Raw genomic sequence first — 20,045 nt, 5'->3', positions numbered from 1 at the left:
AAGGAGTTCTTCCCCAATAACGCCGTGGTGTATTTCGTCAGCTACTACGACTACTATCAGCCCGAGGCCTACGTGCCTTCCACCGACACCTTCATCGAAAAGGACGCCTCCATCAACGAAGAGGTGGAAAAGCTGCGTCACGCGGCAACTGCCAGCCTGCTTTCGCGTCGCGACATCATCGTGGTGGCGTCCGTGAGCTGCATCTACGGCATCGGCAGCCCGGCCGATTACGCGGGCATGGCCGTGTTCGTGGACAAGGAAAAACCTGCCGAGCGCGACGATGTGATTCATGAGCTCATCGACATCCAGTACGACCGCAACGACTACGAGCTCAAGCGCGGCACGTTCCGCGTGCGTGGCGATGCGCTGGACGTGTTCCCGCCCTATGCCGACAACCCCGTGCGCATCGAGTTCTGGGGCGACGAGGTGGAAAGCATCCAGGAAATCGATAACGTGACGGGCGAGGTACTCAACGAATACGAAGCGCTACCCATCTGGCCCGCGTCACACTACGTGACCGCGCGCCCCAAGATGGACCGCGCCATCAAAACCATTCAAGACGAACTGCGCGATCGTCTACAGCAGTTCAAGGCCGAAGGCAAACTGCTTGAGGCGCAGCGCCTCGAGATGCGCGTGAATTACGATTTGGAAATGCTGGAAACCATGGGCTTCTGCAGTGGCATCGAGAACTATTCGCGCCACCTGGACGGGCGCGAGCCGGGCGAGCCGCCGTACACGCTCATCGACTATTTTCCGGACGATTTCATGTGCATCATCGACGAGAGCCATGTGACGGTGCCGCAGATCCGCGGCATGCACGAAGGCGACCGCAGCCGCAAGGTTACGCTTGCCGAACACGGCTTCCGTCTGCCCAGCTGCCTGGACAACCGCCCGCTTCGTTTCGACGAGTTCGAGCAGCGCATCCCACAGTTCATCTACGTATCGGCCACGCCGGGCGATTACGAAGAGAAGGTCACCCAACAAGAAGTGGAGCAGATCATTCGTCCCACGGGCCTGCTGGACCCTGAAATCATCGTGCGGCCCATCGCCAGCCAGATCGACGACATCATCGACGAGGCCAAGGAGCGCTCGGCACGCAACGAGCGTGTGCTCATAACCACGCTCACCAAGAAGATGGCGGAGGATTTAACCGACCACCTGTTGGACCAGGGTATCAAGGCGCGCTACATGCATTCCGACATCGCGACGCTTGAGCGTGTGGAAATCCTGCGCGACCTGCGTAAGGGCGAATTCGACGTGCTGGTGGGCATCAACCTTCTGCGCGAAGGTCTCGACCTGCCCGAAGTGAGTCTGGTGGCCATTTTGGATGCCGATAAGGAAGGCTTCCTGCGCAACCATCGCAGCCTCATTCAGACCATCGGGCGCGCCGCGCGCAACGTGAGCGGCCAGGTGATCATGTACGCCGACAAGCTGACCGACTCCATGGACCGCGCCATCAGCGAAACACGCCGCCGCCGCGCCATCCAGATGCAGTACAACGAGGAGCACGGCATCAAGCCACAGACGGTGCGCAAAGCCATCAACGACATCATGGGCTTCATGAACGACGCCGACGGCAACGAGGTGGGCAGCGCCGAAGAGGTGAACAAGACGCTCGCCGAGATGTCGCGCGGCGAGGTCATGCGCATCATCTCCAGCATGGAGGAAGAGATGGCGGCCGCGTCCCAGAACATGGACTTCGAAGAGGCGGCGCGTTTGCGCGACCAGGTGGTGAAGCTGCGTGCCCAAGTGGAGGGTTCGTCGGAGAAGGACGTGCTCGCCGACCTCAAGAAAACCGCCCGCAAAGGAAGCGCTTTCGCCGCCGGTCGCAAGAGCGCCTACGGCGGCGGACGGCGAAGCTAGGGCGTGCCTTATGTCAAAGGTCTTAAAAAGACCTTAAAAAATCGTCGGGTTTATATTCGCGAAATGTACGCATGGTAGGATGCCGGTCATGCCGGACATTCAACATATCCTTGTATGCGATGACGAACGCGAGGTCGCTGACCTGGTGGCGCACCTGCTCGAGCGAGAGGGCTTCGCTGTGCGCACGTGCTATGCGGGTGAGGAGGCATTGCAGCTTCTGCTCGCCGGCGCGTTCGATTTGGCGGTGCTCGACATCATGATGCCCGGCATGGACGGCTTCGAGGTATGCCGCCGCCTTCGCGCCTCTCGGGATCTTCGCGTGGCGGATACGCCCGTAATTTTCCTTTCTGCCAAAAGCGAGGAATTCGATAAGGTTCTCGGCTTCACTATCGGTGCGGATGATTACGTGACCAAGCCGTTCAAATCGCGTGAGCTCATGGTGCGCGTGAAGGCTCGCCTGCGGCGCCGTCGTGGACAAGATGCGCCAATTGGCGTGCTCGCCGCGCGCGGTATCGAGCTCGACGAAACGAATCATCAGGTCCGCTTGCATGATGAGCCCCTTAATCTTTCGCCCAAAGAATTCGATTGCCTTGCGGAGCTTTTACGCGCAGGCGGCTCTCCTGTTTCGGCACGCGATCTGTACGAGCGCGTATGGAAGGCGGAATACAACGCTTCCTCGCACAATGCTGTGATGGTGTACATTCGTCATTTGCGCAAGAAGCTCGCTGAACTTGATTCGTCGGAAGAATTCATCGAGACGGTGTGGGGCGTCGGCTATCGCATTGCGACAAATCCAGCGGCAGAATTGGACGATACCGCTGATGCCCATGGTGCGGTTGGCTGTAATTCGTCTGAATCTGGCGCTTCCCAGGGCACGGCCGCTCTTTCTGCCGAATAATAAGCTCTATGCCCAAAAGAAGTGAACAAACTCGCATTCTCACCAAGCGCATGGTGGCGTGGACCGCCTTGGTGCTTGCTGCATACACGCTTGTGTTCTGCCTGTTCGTCGTGGCGATTGATAAATTCCTCGCACCGTCGCTTGGCAATGCCGTGGCAAATGTCGTCTCTCCTTGGGAATACATGTCGGCTTCGGATGTGGAGGCGAACGGTGGCGGAAACCCGACCGTCATCCAGAAGACCAACGAGGTCAAGGCCGATGTGGTGCGCACCTACGTAAACGCCGTGGTCGACGATATCGTGCCCGATGCCGATGACGGTCTTGAGGCAATCGACACCAGCGGTGAATCCCAAGAGGCGAATGACGGCGCGGACGATGGGTCAGAGCGTGCGACCGGTGTTGGTTCCGCCCTTATGCAGGCGCTTCAGGCAATTCAATCAGACGAGCTCACCTACAATGACATCGCCGCAAAGGCGAATGAGGAAGCATATGATGTGATAAGGGCGCTTTCGAATTATTCCGAGCCGCCCGCCAGCCGCGAAGCCGCCAAAGACGAACTTCCCGCTGATGTGCGCGCGGCTTATCTTGTGGCGATAGCCCGCGATACCAATTATTCCGATGCCCGCGACCAAGGCTTGACTACAAGTGACGCGGTGAGCAATCCGCAGTCAGGGTCTTCCTATGCAGATGCGAGAGATTCCATCATTGAATTGGCGCGGCTCGCTGTCGATTTGCGTAATGCGGGCGCGGCGTCGAACGTACACGACGGCGTGTGGCTGCTCACCAAGGGTTTATATGCCGATAAGGCATTGGATGCGTATTACTCTGAGGCCGCGAAGGCCTTGCATGCCGACATCTCGCAGAAAATCGTGTTCAGCTCCATCGCTTCGGGCAACGAGCAAGAGGTCGTCATCTACGCCGACGGGCATGGCATGACGCGCAACCTTGAAGCGTACAACCAAGTCAAGCGGCTCAAGCTGCCTGTTGCATTGGTCGTGTATTTCGTAGGCTGTCTGGCGATTTTGGCGCTGGCCGTGCGCAAGAGCCTGGGGTATTTCGACACGCTGTTCACGTCGGTGGGCGCCATCTTGTCCAAGCGGGGCGCTTCCGATGAGGAACCCGAGCTTCCTTCGGAGCTGTCCATCGCGCAGAAGACCATCGACGACATCCGCCTGCGCAACGACCTCGATGAGCGTGCGGCCGAAGCCGCCGAGCGCCGCAAGAATGAACTCGTGGCATACCTCGCGCACGACACCAAGACGCCGCTCACGTCCATCACGGGATACCTTTCGTTGCTGGACGAGGCGCCGGACATGCCTGAGGAACAGCGCAAGCGTTACGCGCACACGGCGCTGCAGAAGGCCTATCGCCTCGACGGCATGCTTGACGAGTTCTTCGAGATCACGCGCTATAACCTGCATGCCATCGCTATCGAGCGCGAGCGCTTCGATCCGGCGCTTTTGTGCTTCCAGGTGGCGGAGGAGTTCTATCCCGAGGCATCGTCGCGCGGTATCGAGATTCGCGTGGATGCCCAGGAGGGCGACGAGGTGTTCGCCGATGCCCGCAAGCTTTCGCGCGCTCTGTCCAACGTGGTGAAAAACGCGGTGGCCTACGCCGACGCGAACAGCGTGATCGACGTGAAGATGAGCCTGGAGCAGCAGACGGCGGCAAAGGCGAAGGCGATGGCATCCGCAAAATTGGAGGCTTCCATCCAAGCGGGAGTCTCCACCGAAAAGGAGCGAGGTCGCACGCTACGCATTTCGGTGGCTAACCGCGGGCGCGAGATAAGCAAAGAGCATCTGGACCGCATTTTCGACAAGTTCTACCGCGAAGACGATGCACGCGCTACCAACCAGGGCGGTGCGGGGCTGGGCCTCGCCATCGCGCGCGAGATTGTGCAGGCGCACGGAGGCACGATCGGCGCGACGAGCGAAGGCGGTCGCACGGTGTTCACGCTGGAGGTGCCTGCAGGGGAGTAAAGGCGCGGGACGTTTGGACGCGTTCGCGAAAGCGCCCCTCCGCCCCTCGTGCGTCGTTTCGATCTGGCAGGATCGAGGCCGCACGCCGTGCAGGCATGCTGTTTCCCCCTACTTTGTCGGCTCTTTTCTCCGATTTGACGTGCCGCTTTAGCGTGGCGGATTGCGTTTGCGCTCCAAGCTGCTAGAATCCCTCAACACGATTCATGATTCAGCATAATATTCCGCCGGTGAATTCGGCGTCCGAAGGTGCTACCGATGCGACGCAGGAGGAAACGTGCAGATGCGTGAAGAAGCCGCCCCCATCGAAGAAAAAACCGCTGGTAACCAGGCCGCAGTGGCAGCTAACGAGCCGCCTTTGCCCGAAAACTGGTTGCGCGTCATCGTGACCATTTGGATTGGTCAGGCGTGCTCTATTCTCACGGCGTATTCGTCCATCTATGCTGGCGTGTGGTATGTCACCGAAACCACCGATTCGGCCCTCATGCTGGCGCTGGCCTCGCTGTGCTCTATGCTGCCTCAGGGCCTGCTCTCGCCGCTCGGTGGCGTGGTGGCCGACCGCTTCAATCGCAAATACGTGCTCATCGCCGCCGACGCGTTCGTGGGCACGGTGGCGCTCATCATGGGCGTCATCATTCTGATGGGCCACGTGTCGGTGCCGCTCGTCCTGATTATGGGCGCGTTGCGCAGCGTTGGCCAGGCGTTCCACATTCCCGCGATGGAATCCACCACGCCTATGCTGGTGCCCAAGAAGCATCTGGTGCGTATCAACACGCTTAACCAGAGCCTGTGGTCGCTCGCGCTTATCGTGGGCCCGGTGTTCGGCATCTTCCTGTATACGGTCATCGGATTCCAGATGGTGCTGTTCCTGAACGCCGTCGGCTGCGCGCTCGCCTGCCTGGCGCTCGTGTTCGCGAAGATTCCCGATTTCCACGACACTTCCGACGAGGCGCGTCATCCCATCCAGAGCCTCAAGGCCGGTTTCAACGTGCTGCGCGCCGATTACGGCCTGCTGGTGATGGCGGGCATCGTGATGGGCGTTATGGCCATGTACGCGGGCATCAACTCGCTGTTCCCGCTGATGACATACGACCAGTTCAACGGTGACGGTTACATGGCGTCCACCGTTGAGGCGGCGTACGGCGTGATGAGCCTGGTTGGCATGGGCATCCTGTTCGCCTGGGGCGGCGGGCGGCATCTGCTGCGTACCGTCTCGGTGTCGGGCTTCTTTGCGGGCTTGCTGCTGGTGGCGGCCGGTCTGCTCACGCCCGATATGTTCATGTGGTTCGTTGTGCTCACCGGTGCGTCGGGTGTGGTGGAGGCGTTCTTCAACGGCCCCTTGCTCGCCGTGCTCCAGAAGCGCGTGCCGCCTGAGAAGCTGGGCCGCGTGATGGGCCTGTTCACCACGGTGTCGGCGCTCTCGTCGCCCATCGGATTGTCGCTTGCGGGCACGTGCGCCGAGTTCACGGGCGTGAGCAACTGGTTCATCATCGCCGGCGCCGTCATCGCGCTGTGCGGTGTGCTGCTGGGTGCGCTTCCCATTTTGCGCAAGCTGGATGCCGAAGTGGCCGCCACGCTGGGCGATCCGCATGTGACCAAGAAAGCGCCGCGTGCCGGCGGTCGCACGTCGCGCAAGGCGGAAGACGAGCAGGGCGCTAAGAGTGCGGGCGATGGCGAGAATGCGGGTTCGCCAGCTATGCGCGCCGATGATGCCACTGCTGTGGACAATACTGCTGTTGCTGCCAAGAGTGACGACGTTGCAAACGCGTCCTCTTACGACGACCTCGACGTGACCGTGCGTATTCCGCAACGTCGTGCCGCGCAATCGGCCGCCGTGTTCCGCGAGGGGGCGGATGAATCCGCGTCCGCCGCAGCCGCGTCTGCCGAAAGCGAGAGCGCACGATGATCATTCTTGGTGCGCTGGTCAACGGCATCGCCACCGTGTTCGGGGGCGTGCTGGGCCTCATCTTCAAGCGACGCGTGTCGCAGAAACTGGGCGATTTCCTGATGAGCGGCCTGGGGCTGTGCGTGGTGCTGGTTGCCGTACAGGGTATGGTCAAGGGCGGCGACGTGATTGTCACGGTGCTCTCCATCGTGATCGGTGGCGCGCTGGGCTACTGGATGGATATCGATGCCGCCGTGCATCGCTTCGGCGATTGGGTGCAGGAGCGCATCAATAAGGCGTTCAAAGGCAAAACGGCGTTCGGCAACTTCTCCGACGGCTTCGTGGCGTCCACGCTGTTCATCTGTATCGGCGCCATGGCTATTCTGGGGTCGCTTCAAAGCGGCCTGCAGCTGGATCATTCCACGCTCTATGCCAAGGCGCTCATCGACATGGTGGTGGTCATGGTGATGGCCACCACGCTCGGCATCGGCGTGCCGTTTTCGGGCATCTGCGTATTCGTGTACGAAGCCCTGCTCAGCTTAAGCGCCAGCCTGCTCGCGCCTCTTCTGACCGACGCCGTGATCAACGAGATGGTGTGCGCGGGCAGCCTGCTTCTGCTCGCCATCGGCCTGAACATGCTCAAGATCACCGACATCAAGGTGGCCAACTTCCTTCCGGCCGCCTTCCTGCCGATTGCCGTGTGCGCCGTGATGAGCCTGCTGCCGACGCTATAGGCGTTTGCGCCTCCTGATGCTGCTGCCGTCCGCCGCCTAGCGCTGTTCGTTACCGCTCCCGCCGAGCGTCGCCCGCGCACTTCAAGCTATCCCGTCTCTTTGACGTCGAAATTCGTCTTTTCGCCTCAAATCATCGTCAGAAAGACGGGATACTTGCGTCGTTCGGCGCAGGGGCGATTTCCGTTCGAGCCAAGCCGTTCGAAGCGCCATGCTACAATCGTTCCCATCAAGGGTTGACGGATAAAGAGCCTTGTTAAAGTGTTCTGTCAATCGCAGTGATCCGTAGAGCCGACTGGAGCATGCATGGCAACAGCGCAGAGCAAAATATCGCTGAGGGACAGCGTGACGATTTCGGTTGCGGAATTCCCGCGGTGCTTCTCGCTTCTGCTCCTCATGGTTGCGAACGACCTCATTCTTCGCGAGCCTGGCATTGCCATGTCGAGCATCGGGATGGAGGGCTACAACCTTGAGTTCGTGCGCATCTGGCTTAACGTTGCGTTTTTCGGCGTTCTTCTCGTTGCCGGGTTCGTGTCCGTCGTCACCAAGAAAGAGGCGTCGCTGCGGGTTCTTTGTGTGCTCCAGGGCGTATCGGGCGCCGTCTCGATTGCGGCGGCGGTGGCATTCGCCATCTTTTCGTCTGCGCATGTGCCTGATGTTTGCCAGCTCTTGCCCTACCTCCTCTTTTTCTTTTTGGGGCTCTTTGCGGCATTCGGTCTTCTGATATGGGTGGTGAAGCTTTCCGAGCTATCGTGCGAACTTGCGTGGATAGAGCTCATCGGTTGTCTTTTCGTCTCGGCGTTCGCGTACGTGTTCTTCCTCTATCTTGCCGACGCATTTCCCGCATGGGCGGTTTTCGGAGCGCTCTACTGCGCTTCATTCGCGGCGAACGTCATGTATGCGCGTGAAGGCGGGGAGCGTCAAAGCGCGCAAGCGGCATGCGACGAAACGAGCGTCCCTCAAGAGGCGAGGCAGGTGGAAGGCGCCACCCTGCCGGATTCGCCGTCCGCTCCGCTTCTTCGTGCCGTGAAGGAGAATTACGGCTCCATCCTTTGTATCGCGGCGCTCAACTATGTGCTTACGGCGTCGAGAATGGTGCTCGAGTCCGCCAGCGTCAACCTGGTCAATTCGCTGTGCGCCGGAGGCATCTGCCTGGCGGCCATCGTGCTCTTCGTGATGGATTTCGTCGCGAAACGCGAGGCCGAGGCGCCTGTCGTGTACGGCATAGCGTTTCCCTTCATCGCCCTCGCGTTCCTTCTCATGCCGTTTCTCAACGATGCGATTCGCGGCGTGTTCATGCTTGTGTCCACCATGTTCGGCACCATGGGAACCACGATGCTGTTCCTCATGGCGTTTCGCGTGAAGCGGGCAATAGACCTTCCCGCTACGTGCATGTATGGCTTGTCGAGCGGGTTCGTGCACGTGTTCCTCTTCTTCGGATTGCTAAGCGGACTGGGGAACATGAGCCCGGACGGATCGGATTTCGCGCGGTATGCGGTTTTCGCTGCGGTGCTCGTCTACGTGTTTCTTATCGTGTTCCTCATCAGCAGGAAGCGCGCCAATGCCAGAAAAGACGGGTCGGGCATCGTGTTCATCGGCACCGAGCAGGATTTCTCCTTGGTGTGCGATGCCATCGCCAGCCAGCACGGCCTTTCACAGCGGGAACGTGAAGTCATGCGGCTTCTCATGCTGGGTTTGAGTATCGACGACATCGCATCCGATCTGGGAATCGCGGTGAGCACGGTGCGAACGCACAACAAGAACATCTACAAGAAACTGGGAGTGCATACGCGGGCCGAGCTGCTCGGGCTGGTGTCCAGGTAGCGTTTGACATGCGCCTTTCGGCAAAAGAAAAGGCGGGAGGGTTATCCTCCCGACTCGGTCGAGAAAGGGGAGGGTCTTTCTCGACCGGAAGAATGCGGATGGTCCTAGGGCGAGACGATCGTGAGCCTCAAAGAGCCGAAGGCGTCCGCCTTGCGTGCAAACGTGTTCGCTACAGGTTCTCGCACGCGTGGTTCGCCGCGGTGCGGCCCATGTTGATGGCGTTGCCGCTGCAGGAGCCGGGCGCATCGATGGTGTACACGTTGCGATACAGCATGCAGCCGTCCACGCCCACGGCGTACAGGCCTTCGATGACGTTCTTGTCGTCGTCGATAACCTGGCCGTTGCGGTCGGTGGCGATGCCGCCGATGGTCATCAGGAACAGCGTCTCGGGCTTCGTGATGTAGTACGGCGGCTGGGAGAGCGGCATGAGCCACTGCTTGTCTTTCACCCAGTCGTCGTCGAATCCGGCTTCGCAGAACCCGTTGTATTTCTCGACCTCGGCAACCAGGGCGTCGGCATCGAGCCCGAACGGCTCGGCAAGTCCTTCGATGGTGTCGGACTGATAGAGGCAATCGCCGTCATTGGTGGCAACCGATTCCTCGAGGATCTTCCTGCCGTCTTCCACGGTCACCCCGTACATCTCGCAGGATGCCTCGTAGATGCTCTGGTCGAAGATGAAGTACCACTCTTTCTGGTTCCAGCGCGGCGGATTCTGCTGGCAGAAGTTGACGGCGCCGCAGTCTTCGCGGCAGAAGCGCTCGGCGTCCTGGTTGATCCAAACGTACCAGCCGCACATGCTCATGCCGCAGTTAGGCATGTCGGTGGGGCCTTCGTGGGGAAGGGCGCGGATGTAGGCGTGCGCGTTGTCGGCCGCCATGTAAGAGAAGTCCTTGCCGCCGGCCTCCATGGCGATGCGGTAGCCGCCTCCGGTGTTGCAGGGCGAGCCGTAATACCAGATGTTCTCGGGGTCGTAGCCGATACGGGCGACCATCTCGGAGTCGGCGCCGAATCCGCCTGTGGCGAGGATGACCGCCTTTGCGTTCACCTGGAGCCAGTTTCCATCGGAATCCGAAGCCAGAACGCCGGTGACCTTGCCGTCGGTCATCACCGGGTGCTGGGCCTCCATCGAATAGCGGAACTTCACGCCAAGCTCTTCGGCCTTCGCCACCATGGGAGGCACGAAGCCCACACCGCCCTTGCCGTCTTTGTACCAATGCATGCTCACGATACCGGCGCCCGTGCCGTAGTCGTTCACCTCGCCGGAGAACTCAACGCCCTGGTCAATGAGCCATTGGATGTTGTCGCCCGACTTGTCGTAAAGGTCGCGCCACAGGCGGCCGTCAACGCGATACTGCGTGGCGGACATCTCCGCATCGATCAGCGACGAGAATTCGAACTCGATGCCCTGTTCCTTCTGCAGCGGCGACCCGTGCGCGAACGAGCCCTCGACGCCGGCGCCGTTGCCGCCCGCTTCGCCGGCGGCTTCTAGTACGACCACCTTGGCGCCGTTTTCCGCCGCCTGGACGCAGGCGGTGAGGCCGGAAATGCCGGCGCCCACCACGCAGATGTCGCAGTCGATAGTTTCGGACGGGGTGATGGATTCGGTGGTTGCAGACGTGGTTTCCTGGGCGTCTTCCGCGGGGGCCGAAGACGTGTTCTGCTGCGCGCATCCTGCCAGTCCTGCGGCGGCCGCCGCGACGCCTGCGAATGCGGCACCCTTGATGAATGTCCTTCTCTCCATGGTCCCTCCTTGTGTGACGAGCGCTTCCTTTAAGCGCTTCCATGGTGGGAATGTATGATTTCTTATTGGGTACGAGCAATACCCCACGGAAGGGGATTGCGTATTTACCCAAGCGTCACGCTTGATGCGCTTCGGTAGGTTGCGGTTCTGCTACAATTCACCCTCGTTAGCTACTGCGGGCGGCGGTCGGGGAGGCCGTACGTTGCAATCGATTTCGCGAGTCACGCTGCGCAAAGGTCGCATGCATCCTGCAAAATCGGGAGCCTATCTGGGAAGAATCTCATGACAATAATCGAAATCGTCATCCTTGGCGTTGCCCTGGCTATGGATGCCTTCGCCGTCACGGTGTCTAACGTGTTTTGCTATCGCGGGGCATCGCGCGCTCGTTTGCTCATGCTGCCGGTAGCCTTCGGTATTTTTCAGGGTCTTATGCCGCTTCTAGGATTTTTCCTTGGCGGCCTGGTGGGAAACATCATTGAGCAGTATGCGGGCATCGTCACGCTTGTCATTCTGGGGCTCATCGGCGGCAACATGATCAAAGAGGGCATATCGGATCTGCGCGAGGCGCGTGTGGCGCGCGAGGCGGGCGGCGACGTATGCGACCTTGCGCCCGATGCGGCGGCGCTCACGCTCAAGGTGGTGCTGGTTCAGGCCGTGGCCACGAGTATCGACGCGTTTGCCGTGGGCGTGAGCTTGCGCGCGGCAAGCGTCAATATCGCCGAGGCCGCCATCATCATTACGCTCACCACGTTTCTCTGCTGCGTGGTTGCGCTCGCTATCGGCAAGCGTTTCGGCAGCATGCTCGGCGAGAGGGCTGAAATCGTGGGCGGCGTGGTGCTGGTGATAATCGGCGTGAAAGCGTTGTTCTCGTAGAGCGCGCTCGCAATGCGGCCTGGAGCCGCCTCCCATAAAAGCGAATATAAGGTAAACTTCACCCGAATGCTCGACGGGTTGCACCTGTCGGGGTGTGCCGCAAGGGCGCGTTCATCAATTGGTCGAAACGGATGCGCATTCGTGCGCAATCTTGCGTCGTCCGGGCGCAAGAGAGGGGAATCGGGGTGGAAATCCCCGGCTGTACCAGCAACCGTAATTCGAGCCTTGCGGGCTTGATAAGTCGGAATACCTCCTGTTCAACGACCCTGGAAGAAAGGTGTTCTTATGAACAGAACGGCATGTCGCGCTACGCGCGCGACAAATGCGAGCCTGCCGTCAAAGCTGCTCGCGCTCATCCTGTCGGTTGCGTTGGCGACCGCGTTCACCCCCTTGTACGCCTTGGCCGATGACAATGCGGCAGATGCGGGCGGCTCCCAGGCCGAATCGGTGGGTGCCGATTCGAATGGGGCAGCTTCTGACAATTCGGACCACGCCGAAGATGCCCTTCCCGCCAATGGCGAATCCGACCTCGCCGATGAAGTGGATTCTTCCGCCGAAAGCCCTCAGGGCGCCTCGGATACGGCGGACGTCCCCTCCGGTGTTGCTGAAAGCGATTCGAATGGGAGCGGAACTCAAACCTCCGGGTCCAGCGATGCGGCTGTTCGATCGGCATCCTCCGATCCGAATGCGAACTCTCCGGCTGATTCGGCTATCGCTCTCATCTCCCTTGCCGATGCCGTCGCCAAGCTCCAAGATGAGAACTGGCGCTTGGAGCTTTCCTATGGCGAAGAGGACAACGCGAACGAGGTGCTCAAGGCGAAGCTTGCCGAGATGGGCATCGATGATGCGAGCGTTCGCGTGTCGTCTGTCGAATTCGCCAATAAGCAGGATGCGGCCGAAATGGGAATCTCCGCGGCAAGCGATGACACCAATGGCGATGTCACATACTTCTTCATGGATCCCGACGATATCTCGGGATTCGCGAATTTCATTCAGTGGCGGCAAGTAACTCCCACGTTCGAGATTTCGCGCGGTGATGAGAGCGTATCGTTCACGCCTTCCCGCAGCACGTCTATCCCCTGGAATGAGTCCAAGGTTGAGCAGATGCTCGCGGAAGATGCCAAAACGTCGCTTGCCATAGGCTTTGCGATGGGGGACTCGGCTGAGTCGGTCACGCAGGACATGACGCTTCCGTACAAGCTTGAAGGCAAAAGCTGGTCGGAGGTCTCGTGGAGCTCTTCGGACGAGGATGCTGTTGCGATTGAGGGCTACAGCTGGGAGGACCGCACGGGAAGCGTAACGCGTGCTTCCGAAGATGCGCAGGTTACGCTGATGGCAACCGTGGGCGTTGTATTGAGCGGCGGGCCCGAGGTTAAAGTCCAGGTGCCCTACGACATCACGGTGAAGGCCGATTCCGCTGCCATCGACGCCGAGAAAGCGCTGCTGCAGCAAAAGGTGGACGAGGCGTTTTCGGCGGACGCCCTCACGTACAGCTCAGATGGGTCTGCGGCAGACGCCGCAGGGCTTACGGGCGACGTTCAGCTCCCGCGCCCTTCGGCGCTCGGCATCGACGGGGCCGATTGCTGGGTGACGTACGGCGCCTCCAACGACAGCATCGCGGTGAATGGGTATCGCGGCAATGTGTATCGTCCGCTGCCTGGCGCGACTGGCTCCTCGGTTGAGCTGACGCTTACCGTGACGAGCAAAGCGAATTCTGAAATATCGGCATCCAAGACCATCGAGCTCGCCGTTGCGCCGCTCGAGGCATCCGATATCGAGGCGGAAGTCGCCCTGATGGAGGAGGCGAAGGCCGGCTACGCCGCCGCTCTTGCGAACGGGCAGGATGCATCGAACGTCACGGGCAACCTCTCAACGTTCCAGAAGGCGTATCGCGACACCGATGGATCGATTGCCTGGGCACGCGACTACGCATCCGCCAACGCCGCCGGCGACGGCATCGTGGCGGTTGATCTTGAGCCCGACGACGACATGGGCGCTGTGCCCGGCCATTGGTTCAAATCGAGTGACGCAAGCGTCATCGCGCACGATACGCTGCTGTTTTCTCAGCCTGAATACAACACCCAGGTCACGGTGACGAGCGTTTTGTCGAGCGAAAAGTACGCTCGATATGCGCAGCGCTACGCAGAAAACCCCACGTGGGGGTCGGTCTTTGCGAGCCTCGCGCATCAGGAGGTATCCGCCGCGTTCACGGTGCGCGGCACCACCGGGGAGGACGACCCTGAAGCCGGGACGGAAGACCCCGAGTCGTTTACGGTGAGTGCCAGGATAACCGGCGTTTCCGAGCATGGAGCGGATGAGGAGTTCTCCGCGCAGACATGGGTTCCGCTCACCGAGATAACGGTGGATGCGAAGGACGGAACGGTCGCGTGGGACGTGTTCGCCGACGTTCTCGACGATGCGGGCTATACCTATGCTCTTGAGGGGTATTACTGCCCGTATTCCATCACTTCACCCGACGGGCGAACGCTTGCCGCGTCTTCGAGCGAGCCGTGGAGCTACTGGAGCTTTATCGTCAACGGGGAATATGCCAGCGTTGGGGCCAATCAATACGCCGTCCAAGAGGGCGACATCATCGAGCTTGTGTACGTGGACGGGTCGGGATCGGCCCTTCCTGAAGGAGGGGTGGAGATCACCCCCGATGCCGATCACCCCGATCTTTCCGTTGATTGGGCGGGCTTTGCCGACGGCGGGTCGGGGTCGGTTGTCACCGATGCGACGCTGCCGAGCGAGGGCGTGAGCCAGAAGTGGACCCAGTCCCTTCTCACCGAGGACGAGCGGGCCCAGAACGCATCGCTCGTTTCTTCGGACGCGCTCATCATCGACGGGAAAATCTACATCGTCGCGTCATCTGCGATATACGAAACCACGCCTCCGTACAATGCGGTGAAAAGCCTTGCTCGATTGAGCGTTATCGATCCTTCGACGGGCGAGGTGGAGCGGCAGGTGCCGCTTGCGCGCTCGCTCGACTCGGTGTGCCGACCGGTGTACTCCGACGGCATCATCGTGATTCCGCTTGCCGAAGGGTACCTCCAGGCGGTGTCCGCCTCCACACTCGAGACGATATGGGTGCTTCCGGGGATCGAGGGCGCGCAGTCCATTTCGTCGCTCACCGTTGACGACGGCTACGTGTACGTGTCGACGGCGGATGAGTTCGGCGCCGACTACGTGGCTTCGGCGGGCACGGTGCGCCGCGTCAATCTGTATACGGGCGCGCTTTCCCGAACCGTCCATAGCGATGCGTCTGGGTACTACTGGGCAGGCGGCGTGGTCATGGGCGACTGGTACGTGGTCGCCGACGATTCCGGAACGGTGTCAGCATATGCGCGCGATCTGTCTGCCAAGGCTTCTTCGCTCGCTCTTTCTGCCGGCGTGCGCTCGACTCTCGTGGTTCACGGCGGGTATCTGTACGCCGCATCCAAAGACGGCGTGCTTCATAAGCTTTCGCTTTCCGATGAGGGAGTTCTCTCCGAGGTCGGATCTGTGTCGTTCGCGGCTTCGAGCACATCTACGCCCACCATCGTTGGCAATACGGCCTTCGTCGGCGGCGCGTCCGAGGAATTTACGGGCGTTTTCGCCGTAATCGATGTTGACTCCATGACGGTCGAGCATGCCGTCACGGGGTATGCCGATGCGGCGGGTACGACGCAGGCATTGCCGGGCGATGTTAAGAGCGCCCCGCTCGTCAGCACGCAAGACGGCAACACATACGCATACTTTACCTGCAATAATCTCCCTGGTGGCCTGTACGTATACAAGCTGGGGGAGGATCATGCGACTCTTCTGCATCTGCCGGATGAGGACCTGCAGAACTATTCGATGTCCTCGGCCTTTGCGGGTTCCGACGGCAAGCTGTACTACGTGAACGACTCGGGAACGCTCTTCGCCTTGGAGGCGGGCGCGGATTTGCCCTCTTCGGGCGGCGATCAGGGCGATGCGAGCGACAACGGCAATGCTGGCAACGGCAATGGAGGTGCCGGCGATTCGGGCGGGCACGAGAACGCGGGCGGCAACGAAGGGGCGGACGGCTCCCAGTCGGGCGCTGGCTTCGCTCCGGTTTCCCCTGCGGGCTCGGTAGCTCCCGGCAGGACGCCCATCGTTTCGGGTTCCGCCTTGGTCTCTTCGATGACGCGCGGCGCCGAGGCACGTGTTGATGCTGCGAGCAACGGCGAGTCTGCCGACGAGAGCGTGGCGAAGGCGGCGTCTACCGGCTTTCTCGATGGCTCTTCTGCTTCAGACGGCTCCTCCGACTCTCGCTATGCATCGGATTCCTCCGCATCCGAGGGCGCGCCCGTTTGGGCGTTCGTTGGCCTCGGGGCGGGAGTCGTGTGCCTCATCGTAGCCGGGTCGTGGCTGTTCGCTACGCGCCGCTCCTCGGGAAGGGGGATGTAGCCATGGCCGATTTGAACGGCGATGCCAAGCGCGAGACGATGCTTGAAGGCGCGGGCGAGCAAGGAAATGAGCCAAAGCGCGATTCTGCTGCCGCTGCCGCGTTGACGGTGGGCTCCGATGCGGGTTCCGCCTCGTCTCGACAGCCGCGTCGCGCCTCGCGCATCGTGGCGTGGTGCGTGCTTGCTCTTGCCGCCGTCGCGATCGTTGCGTGCGGATGGGCGGTCATAGCCCCGTCGCTGCAGCAGTCGGATGCTCAACGGACTCAAAACGCCGTCTCCGCTTCGGGCGAAGAGGCGGATGGGTCGGCGGATGTCGAGGGCGAATCCACGAACGATGGCCAAGGGCAAAACGCCACATCGGCGGGAGACGATGCCTCTTCGGACGATTCCGCCGGCTCGTCGCAGGCGGCTTCGGGCGCCGACGCCTCTGCCGCGACGTCAGGCTCCTCCTCGTCCGATGGCGCGGAGAGCTCGTCCGGACGGCAGTCTTTTTCGGACGCATCGTCCTCGGGCTCGAGCGGTTCTGCGTCCGATGGCGCAGAAGCGCCCTCTGACAGCGGCTCCGGCTCTTCCAATAGCGGGTCTGCAACCGAACGGCCTCCTGCTGACAACACCGTCACCGTGACGGTAACCATCGATTCGAGCGCAGCGGGCTCTCCCGTGTCGCTTTCCACAACGCTCACGTTTGAACAAGGGGCGACTGTCTACGATGCTCTGGTGGGCACGGGCGTTGCCGTGGGGGCGAGCCAGACCGCGTACGGCGTGTATGTCTCTTCCATCGGCGGCCTCGCCGAGAAGCAGTACGGCCCGAATAGCGGCTGGACGTACTACGTCAACGGCGCGTTCGTCAACACGGCGTGCAGCGGCTGCGTTCTTTCCGATGGCGACTCGGTGCTTTGGACCTACGTCAACGTGACGGAATAGCGGGCCATGCACAACCCTTTCCGAACATATCATCCGGCGGTGGCGTTCAGCTATCTGGCATGCGCCATCGTCTTCTCCATGGCGATCATGCAGCCCGTGTATGCCGCGTTGTCGCTTGCCGGGGCAGTGGCGTGCTCGTGCGTGACGCGCGGCGTGCGGAAAACGCTGCGCACGCTCGGCGGCGTTGCCGTGCTCGCTTGTATCGCTGCAGCGGCAAACGTCGTGTTCGTTGCCGCGGGTTCGACGGAGCTGCTCCGCGTGGGTGCGCGCGCATTCTATCTTGAATCTCTCGTGTACGGAGTCTGCTCCGGCTGCATGCTGGCGAGCGTGCTTCTGTGGTTCTCGTCGTATGCGGCATGCATGGGCAGCGATGCTTCAATGGCGTTGTTCGGCAACGTTGCGCCTACGGTCACGCTTATGGTGTCGCAGGTGTTGCACCTGGTGCCGCAGTTCGTCGCCCGCGGTCGCACGATTGTCGCCTCGCAAGATGCAGTGACCTCAGCCGAGGCGCGTACCAAGCGCGACGCTGCTTCCGACAGGCTGCGCGCCATAAGCGTGCTGGCGGGCTGGGGCATGGAGGACGGCCTGGTTCGCGGCGATGCCATGCGCGCCCGCGGTTACGGGTGCGGCATGCGGCGCACCACGTACAAACGGTACAGAATCCGCCGCGCGGATGCCGCGGTGTTTGCCGCTGTTTTCGCGCTGGCGATAGCAAACGTGCCATGCGCATGGTTCGCGGTTTCAGGGTTTTCGTTCTATCCGGCTTTGGAGGGGTTTGCCCCCTTATGGGCGTACGCTCCGTACGTTCTGCTTATGGCCGTTGCGCCGGCGTTGGCGCTTAAGGAGTGGTGGCAATGGCGATAGTGGATGTATGCGGCTTCTCATTCGCCTATCCGGGAGATGGGGCCGATCGTGACGCCGCGCGGGTTCTTCGCGATGTGACGCTCTCCGTAGAGGAGGGTTCCTTCTGCGTGCTCACCGGCCCTACCGGATGCGGCAAAACCACATTGCTGCGTTCCCTCAAGCCCGAGCTTGCGCCGGTGGGGGAGCGTGCGGGCCACGTCGATGTGCTGGGGATTCCCCTGGTGATTGACGGCGGGACGGCTGATTCCATGGCGCCGCGCGATTCCGCCGCGCTCATCGGATACGTGATGCAGGATCCAGACGCGCAGATCGTGTGCGATACCGTGTGGCATGAAATTGCGTTCGGGCTCGAGAATATCGGCATGTCGCAAGACGCCATGCGCCGACGTATCGCCGAAGTGGCGCACTTCCTTGGCATCGAACCGTGGATGCGGGCGAACACCGAAACGCTCTCCGGCGGTCAAAAGCAGCTTGTTAATCTGGCGGGCGTGCTGGCGCTGCGCCCGCGTCTGCTCCTTTTGGACGAGCCCACCGCGCAGCTGGATCCCAACGCGCGTCGCCTGTTCCTGATGGCGCTTGAGCGCGTGAACCGCGAGCTGGGTATCACGGTGATCATGGCTACGCACGCCCCCGAAGATGTGGAGCGCATGGCCACGCAGCGCGTTGAAATGGGGCCGATCGGCGAGCCAGGCAAGCGAGCGGATGTCGAACGCGCCTTGCTCACGCGGTGGGGCAGCCGCCGCGCGCTTCTGAATGGGTCGCAGCCTGTGCCGGCGATCGAAGCCCAGGAGGTGTTCTTCCGCTACGAGCGCACTGCGCCCTGGGTGCTGCGGGGCGTTGACGTGCGCGTGCGTCAGGGGAGCGTGCATGCGTTCGTCGGGGGAAACGGCTGCGGAAAATCGACGCTGCTCAAGGTGCTTTCGGGTATTGCCAAATCCCAGCGGGGTCGTCTGGACAATGCCCTGCGCGCCTCGCAGGCCATGCTTCCGCAGGATCCGAAAACGCTGTTCGTGTGCGACTCGGTCGCCGAGGAGCTGGATGAGTGGCGCCAGCGTTGCGGGTATGCGAAGGCCGATGAGGCGAAGATGCTCGAGCGCTTTGGGTTGGCCGCACATGCCGCGCAGCATCCGTACGACCTTTCGGGCGGCCAGCAGCAGAAACTCGCATTTGCGAAGCTTCTGCTCACGGGTGCTCGGCTGCTGCTTTTGGACGAGCCCACCAAAGGCCTTGACGCTCAGGCGTGCGCCGATGCCGTGCGCATCGTGCGTGGATTGGCGGACGAGGGGCGCACGGTGGCGCTGGTGACGCACGACCTGGATTTCGCTTACGCGTGCGCCGACGAGGTGTCCATGCTGTTCGATGGGGAAATCGCCTGCACGCAGCCCACGGGTGATTTCTTCGCCGAGAACCTGGTGTATCGTCCCAATGAAGAGTCTCGTCTGTTCGGGGCGCTGCTATGAGCGGCAAAGGGCGCTGCAAGGGGCATCGCTGCGCCTTTGCCGCCGAGGTGTTGGCGATAGTCGCGGTACCTGTCGTGCTTGCCGCCTGCGTGGTAAGCGGGTTCGAGCAGACGGCGCTGCTTTCGCTTGCGGTCGTGCTCGTTTCGCTCGGCATGTTCTTCGCCGGATTCGAGGGGGCGCGTCCCCGCATGCGCGACGTTATGCCCACCGTCGTGCTTGCGGCGCTTGCGGCAGCGGGGCGCATTCTGTTCGCGCCGTTTCCCGACTTCAAGCCGGTGAGCGCTATTGCCATCATCGCCGGCGTGGCGTTCGGCCGGCGTAGCGGCTTTATGGTGGGGGCGCTTGCGGCGCTTGCGTCGAACTTCTTCTTTGGACAGGGGCCGTGGACGCCATGGCAGATGTATGCTTGGGGCCTGATGGGGTATCTTGCCGGCGCCCTCGCGCAGACGGGCCTGTTCGACGGGGCAATCGCGCACAGTGACACGGGCGAGAAAGCGGCCTCATCTCAACTTCGCCGTGTCATTACGGCGTCGCCTCTCTACCTATACGGGTTTATTTCGCGTCCGCTCTACGGCGTCATCCTCACCCCGTGGAGCA

13 protein-coding genes and 1 riboswitch are annotated in these 20,045 nt (G+C 61.4%); of the genes, 12 read left to right on the top strand and 1 reads right to left on the bottom strand.

Annotated elements, in window-relative coordinates; all coding sequences use genetic code 11:
* The 6 genes from uvrB to Q0J60_RS08870 form a co-directional block, all read left to right on the top strand.
* The coding region (gene uvrB, locus Q0J60_RS08895) for an excinuclease ABC subunit UvrB (RefSeq protein ID WP_294440698.1) at nucleotides 1-1,863 on the top strand (1,863 nt) is incomplete at its 5' end.
* An 88-nt stretch (nucleotides 1,864-1,951) separates the two neighbouring features.
* Entirely contained in the window at nucleotides 1,952-2,761 is an 810-nt protein-coding gene (locus Q0J60_RS08890) for a response regulator transcription factor (protein WP_294440695.1), read from the top strand.
* Between the two features lie 8 nt (nucleotides 2,762-2,769).
* The gene (locus Q0J60_RS08885; RefSeq protein ID WP_294440693.1) at nucleotides 2,770-4,740 is read left to right on the top strand and encodes a sensor histidine kinase KdpD; all 1,971 of its coding nucleotides are present in this window, start codon (nucleotides 2,770-2,772) and stop codon (nucleotides 4,738-4,740) included.
* 280 nt (nucleotides 4,741-5,020) lie between these two features.
* Nucleotides 5,021-6,643, top strand: a complete 1,623-nt coding sequence (locus Q0J60_RS08880; RefSeq protein ID WP_294440691.1) for an MFS transporter — start codon at nucleotides 5,021-5,023, stop codon at nucleotides 6,641-6,643.
* Nucleotides 6,640-7,356: a DUF554 domain-containing protein gene (locus Q0J60_RS08875; protein WP_294440689.1), complete on the top strand. Its 717-nt coding sequence runs from the start codon at nucleotides 6,640-6,642 to the stop codon at nucleotides 7,354-7,356. Before Q0J60_RS08880 ends, Q0J60_RS08875 begins: the two co-directional genes overlap by 4 nt.
* A gap of 342 nt (nucleotides 7,357-7,698) precedes the next feature.
* A complete protein-coding gene (locus tag Q0J60_RS08870) occupies nucleotides 7,699-9,177 on the top strand; it encodes a helix-turn-helix transcriptional regulator (protein ID WP_294440687.1) in 1,479 nt (492 codons plus the stop codon).
* A 169-nt stretch (nucleotides 9,178-9,346) separates the two neighbouring features.
* Here the strand turns inward: Q0J60_RS08870 and Q0J60_RS08865 are convergent, their stop codons facing one another.
* Nucleotides 9,347-10,918: an FAD-dependent oxidoreductase gene (locus Q0J60_RS08865; protein WP_294440684.1), complete on the bottom strand. Its 1,572-nt coding sequence runs from the start codon at nucleotides 10,916-10,918 to the stop codon at nucleotides 9,347-9,349.
* Nucleotides 10,919-11,200: 282 nt separating this feature from the next.
* On the opposite strand from Q0J60_RS08865, the gene Q0J60_RS08860 reads away from it, so the two are divergent.
* From Q0J60_RS08860 to Q0J60_RS08835, 6 genes are all read left to right on the top strand, one after another.
* The gene (locus Q0J60_RS08860; protein WP_294440683.1) at nucleotides 11,201-11,791 is read left to right on the top strand and encodes a manganese efflux pump MntP family protein; all 591 of its coding nucleotides are present in this window, start codon (nucleotides 11,201-11,203) and stop codon (nucleotides 11,789-11,791) included.
* Between the two features lie 113 nt (nucleotides 11,792-11,904).
* Nucleotides 11,905-12,064: riboswitch (cobalamin riboswitch) on the top strand.
* A 12-nt stretch (nucleotides 12,065-12,076) separates the two neighbouring features.
* Nucleotides 12,077-16,201 (top strand): immunoglobulin-like domain-containing protein, encoded by a 4,125-nt coding sequence (locus Q0J60_RS08855; protein WP_294440681.1) that lies wholly within the window; start codon nucleotides 12,077-12,079, stop codon nucleotides 16,199-16,201.
* Nucleotides 16,202-16,203: 2 nt separating this feature from the next.
* Nucleotides 16,204-17,124 carry a DUF4430 domain-containing protein gene (locus Q0J60_RS08850; protein ID WP_294440679.1) on the top strand — a complete coding sequence of 307 codons (921 nt, stop codon included), beginning with the start codon at nucleotides 16,204-16,206 and terminating at the stop codon, nucleotides 17,122-17,124.
* Between the two features lie 6 nt (nucleotides 17,125-17,130).
* A complete protein-coding gene (locus tag Q0J60_RS08845) occupies nucleotides 17,131-17,988 on the top strand; it encodes an energy-coupling factor transporter transmembrane component T (protein WP_294440677.1) in 858 nt (285 codons plus the stop codon).
* On the top strand, nucleotides 17,979-19,448 hold the full coding sequence (locus Q0J60_RS08840; RefSeq protein WP_294440675.1) for an ABC transporter ATP-binding protein: 1,470 nt from the start codon (nucleotides 17,979-17,981) through the stop codon (nucleotides 19,446-19,448). Before Q0J60_RS08845 ends, Q0J60_RS08840 begins: the two co-directional genes overlap by 10 nt.
* The coding region (locus Q0J60_RS08835; protein WP_294440673.1) for an ECF transporter S component at nucleotides 19,445-20,045 on the top strand (601 nt) is incomplete at its 3' end. The genes Q0J60_RS08840 and Q0J60_RS08835, both read left to right, overlap by 4 nt.

This window comes from uncultured Slackia sp., assembly GCF_944321625.1.
Classification (GTDB): domain Bacteria; phylum Actinomycetota; class Coriobacteriia; order Coriobacteriales; family Eggerthellaceae; genus Slackia.
This window is presented reverse-complemented; position numbering and strand designations above follow the sequence as displayed.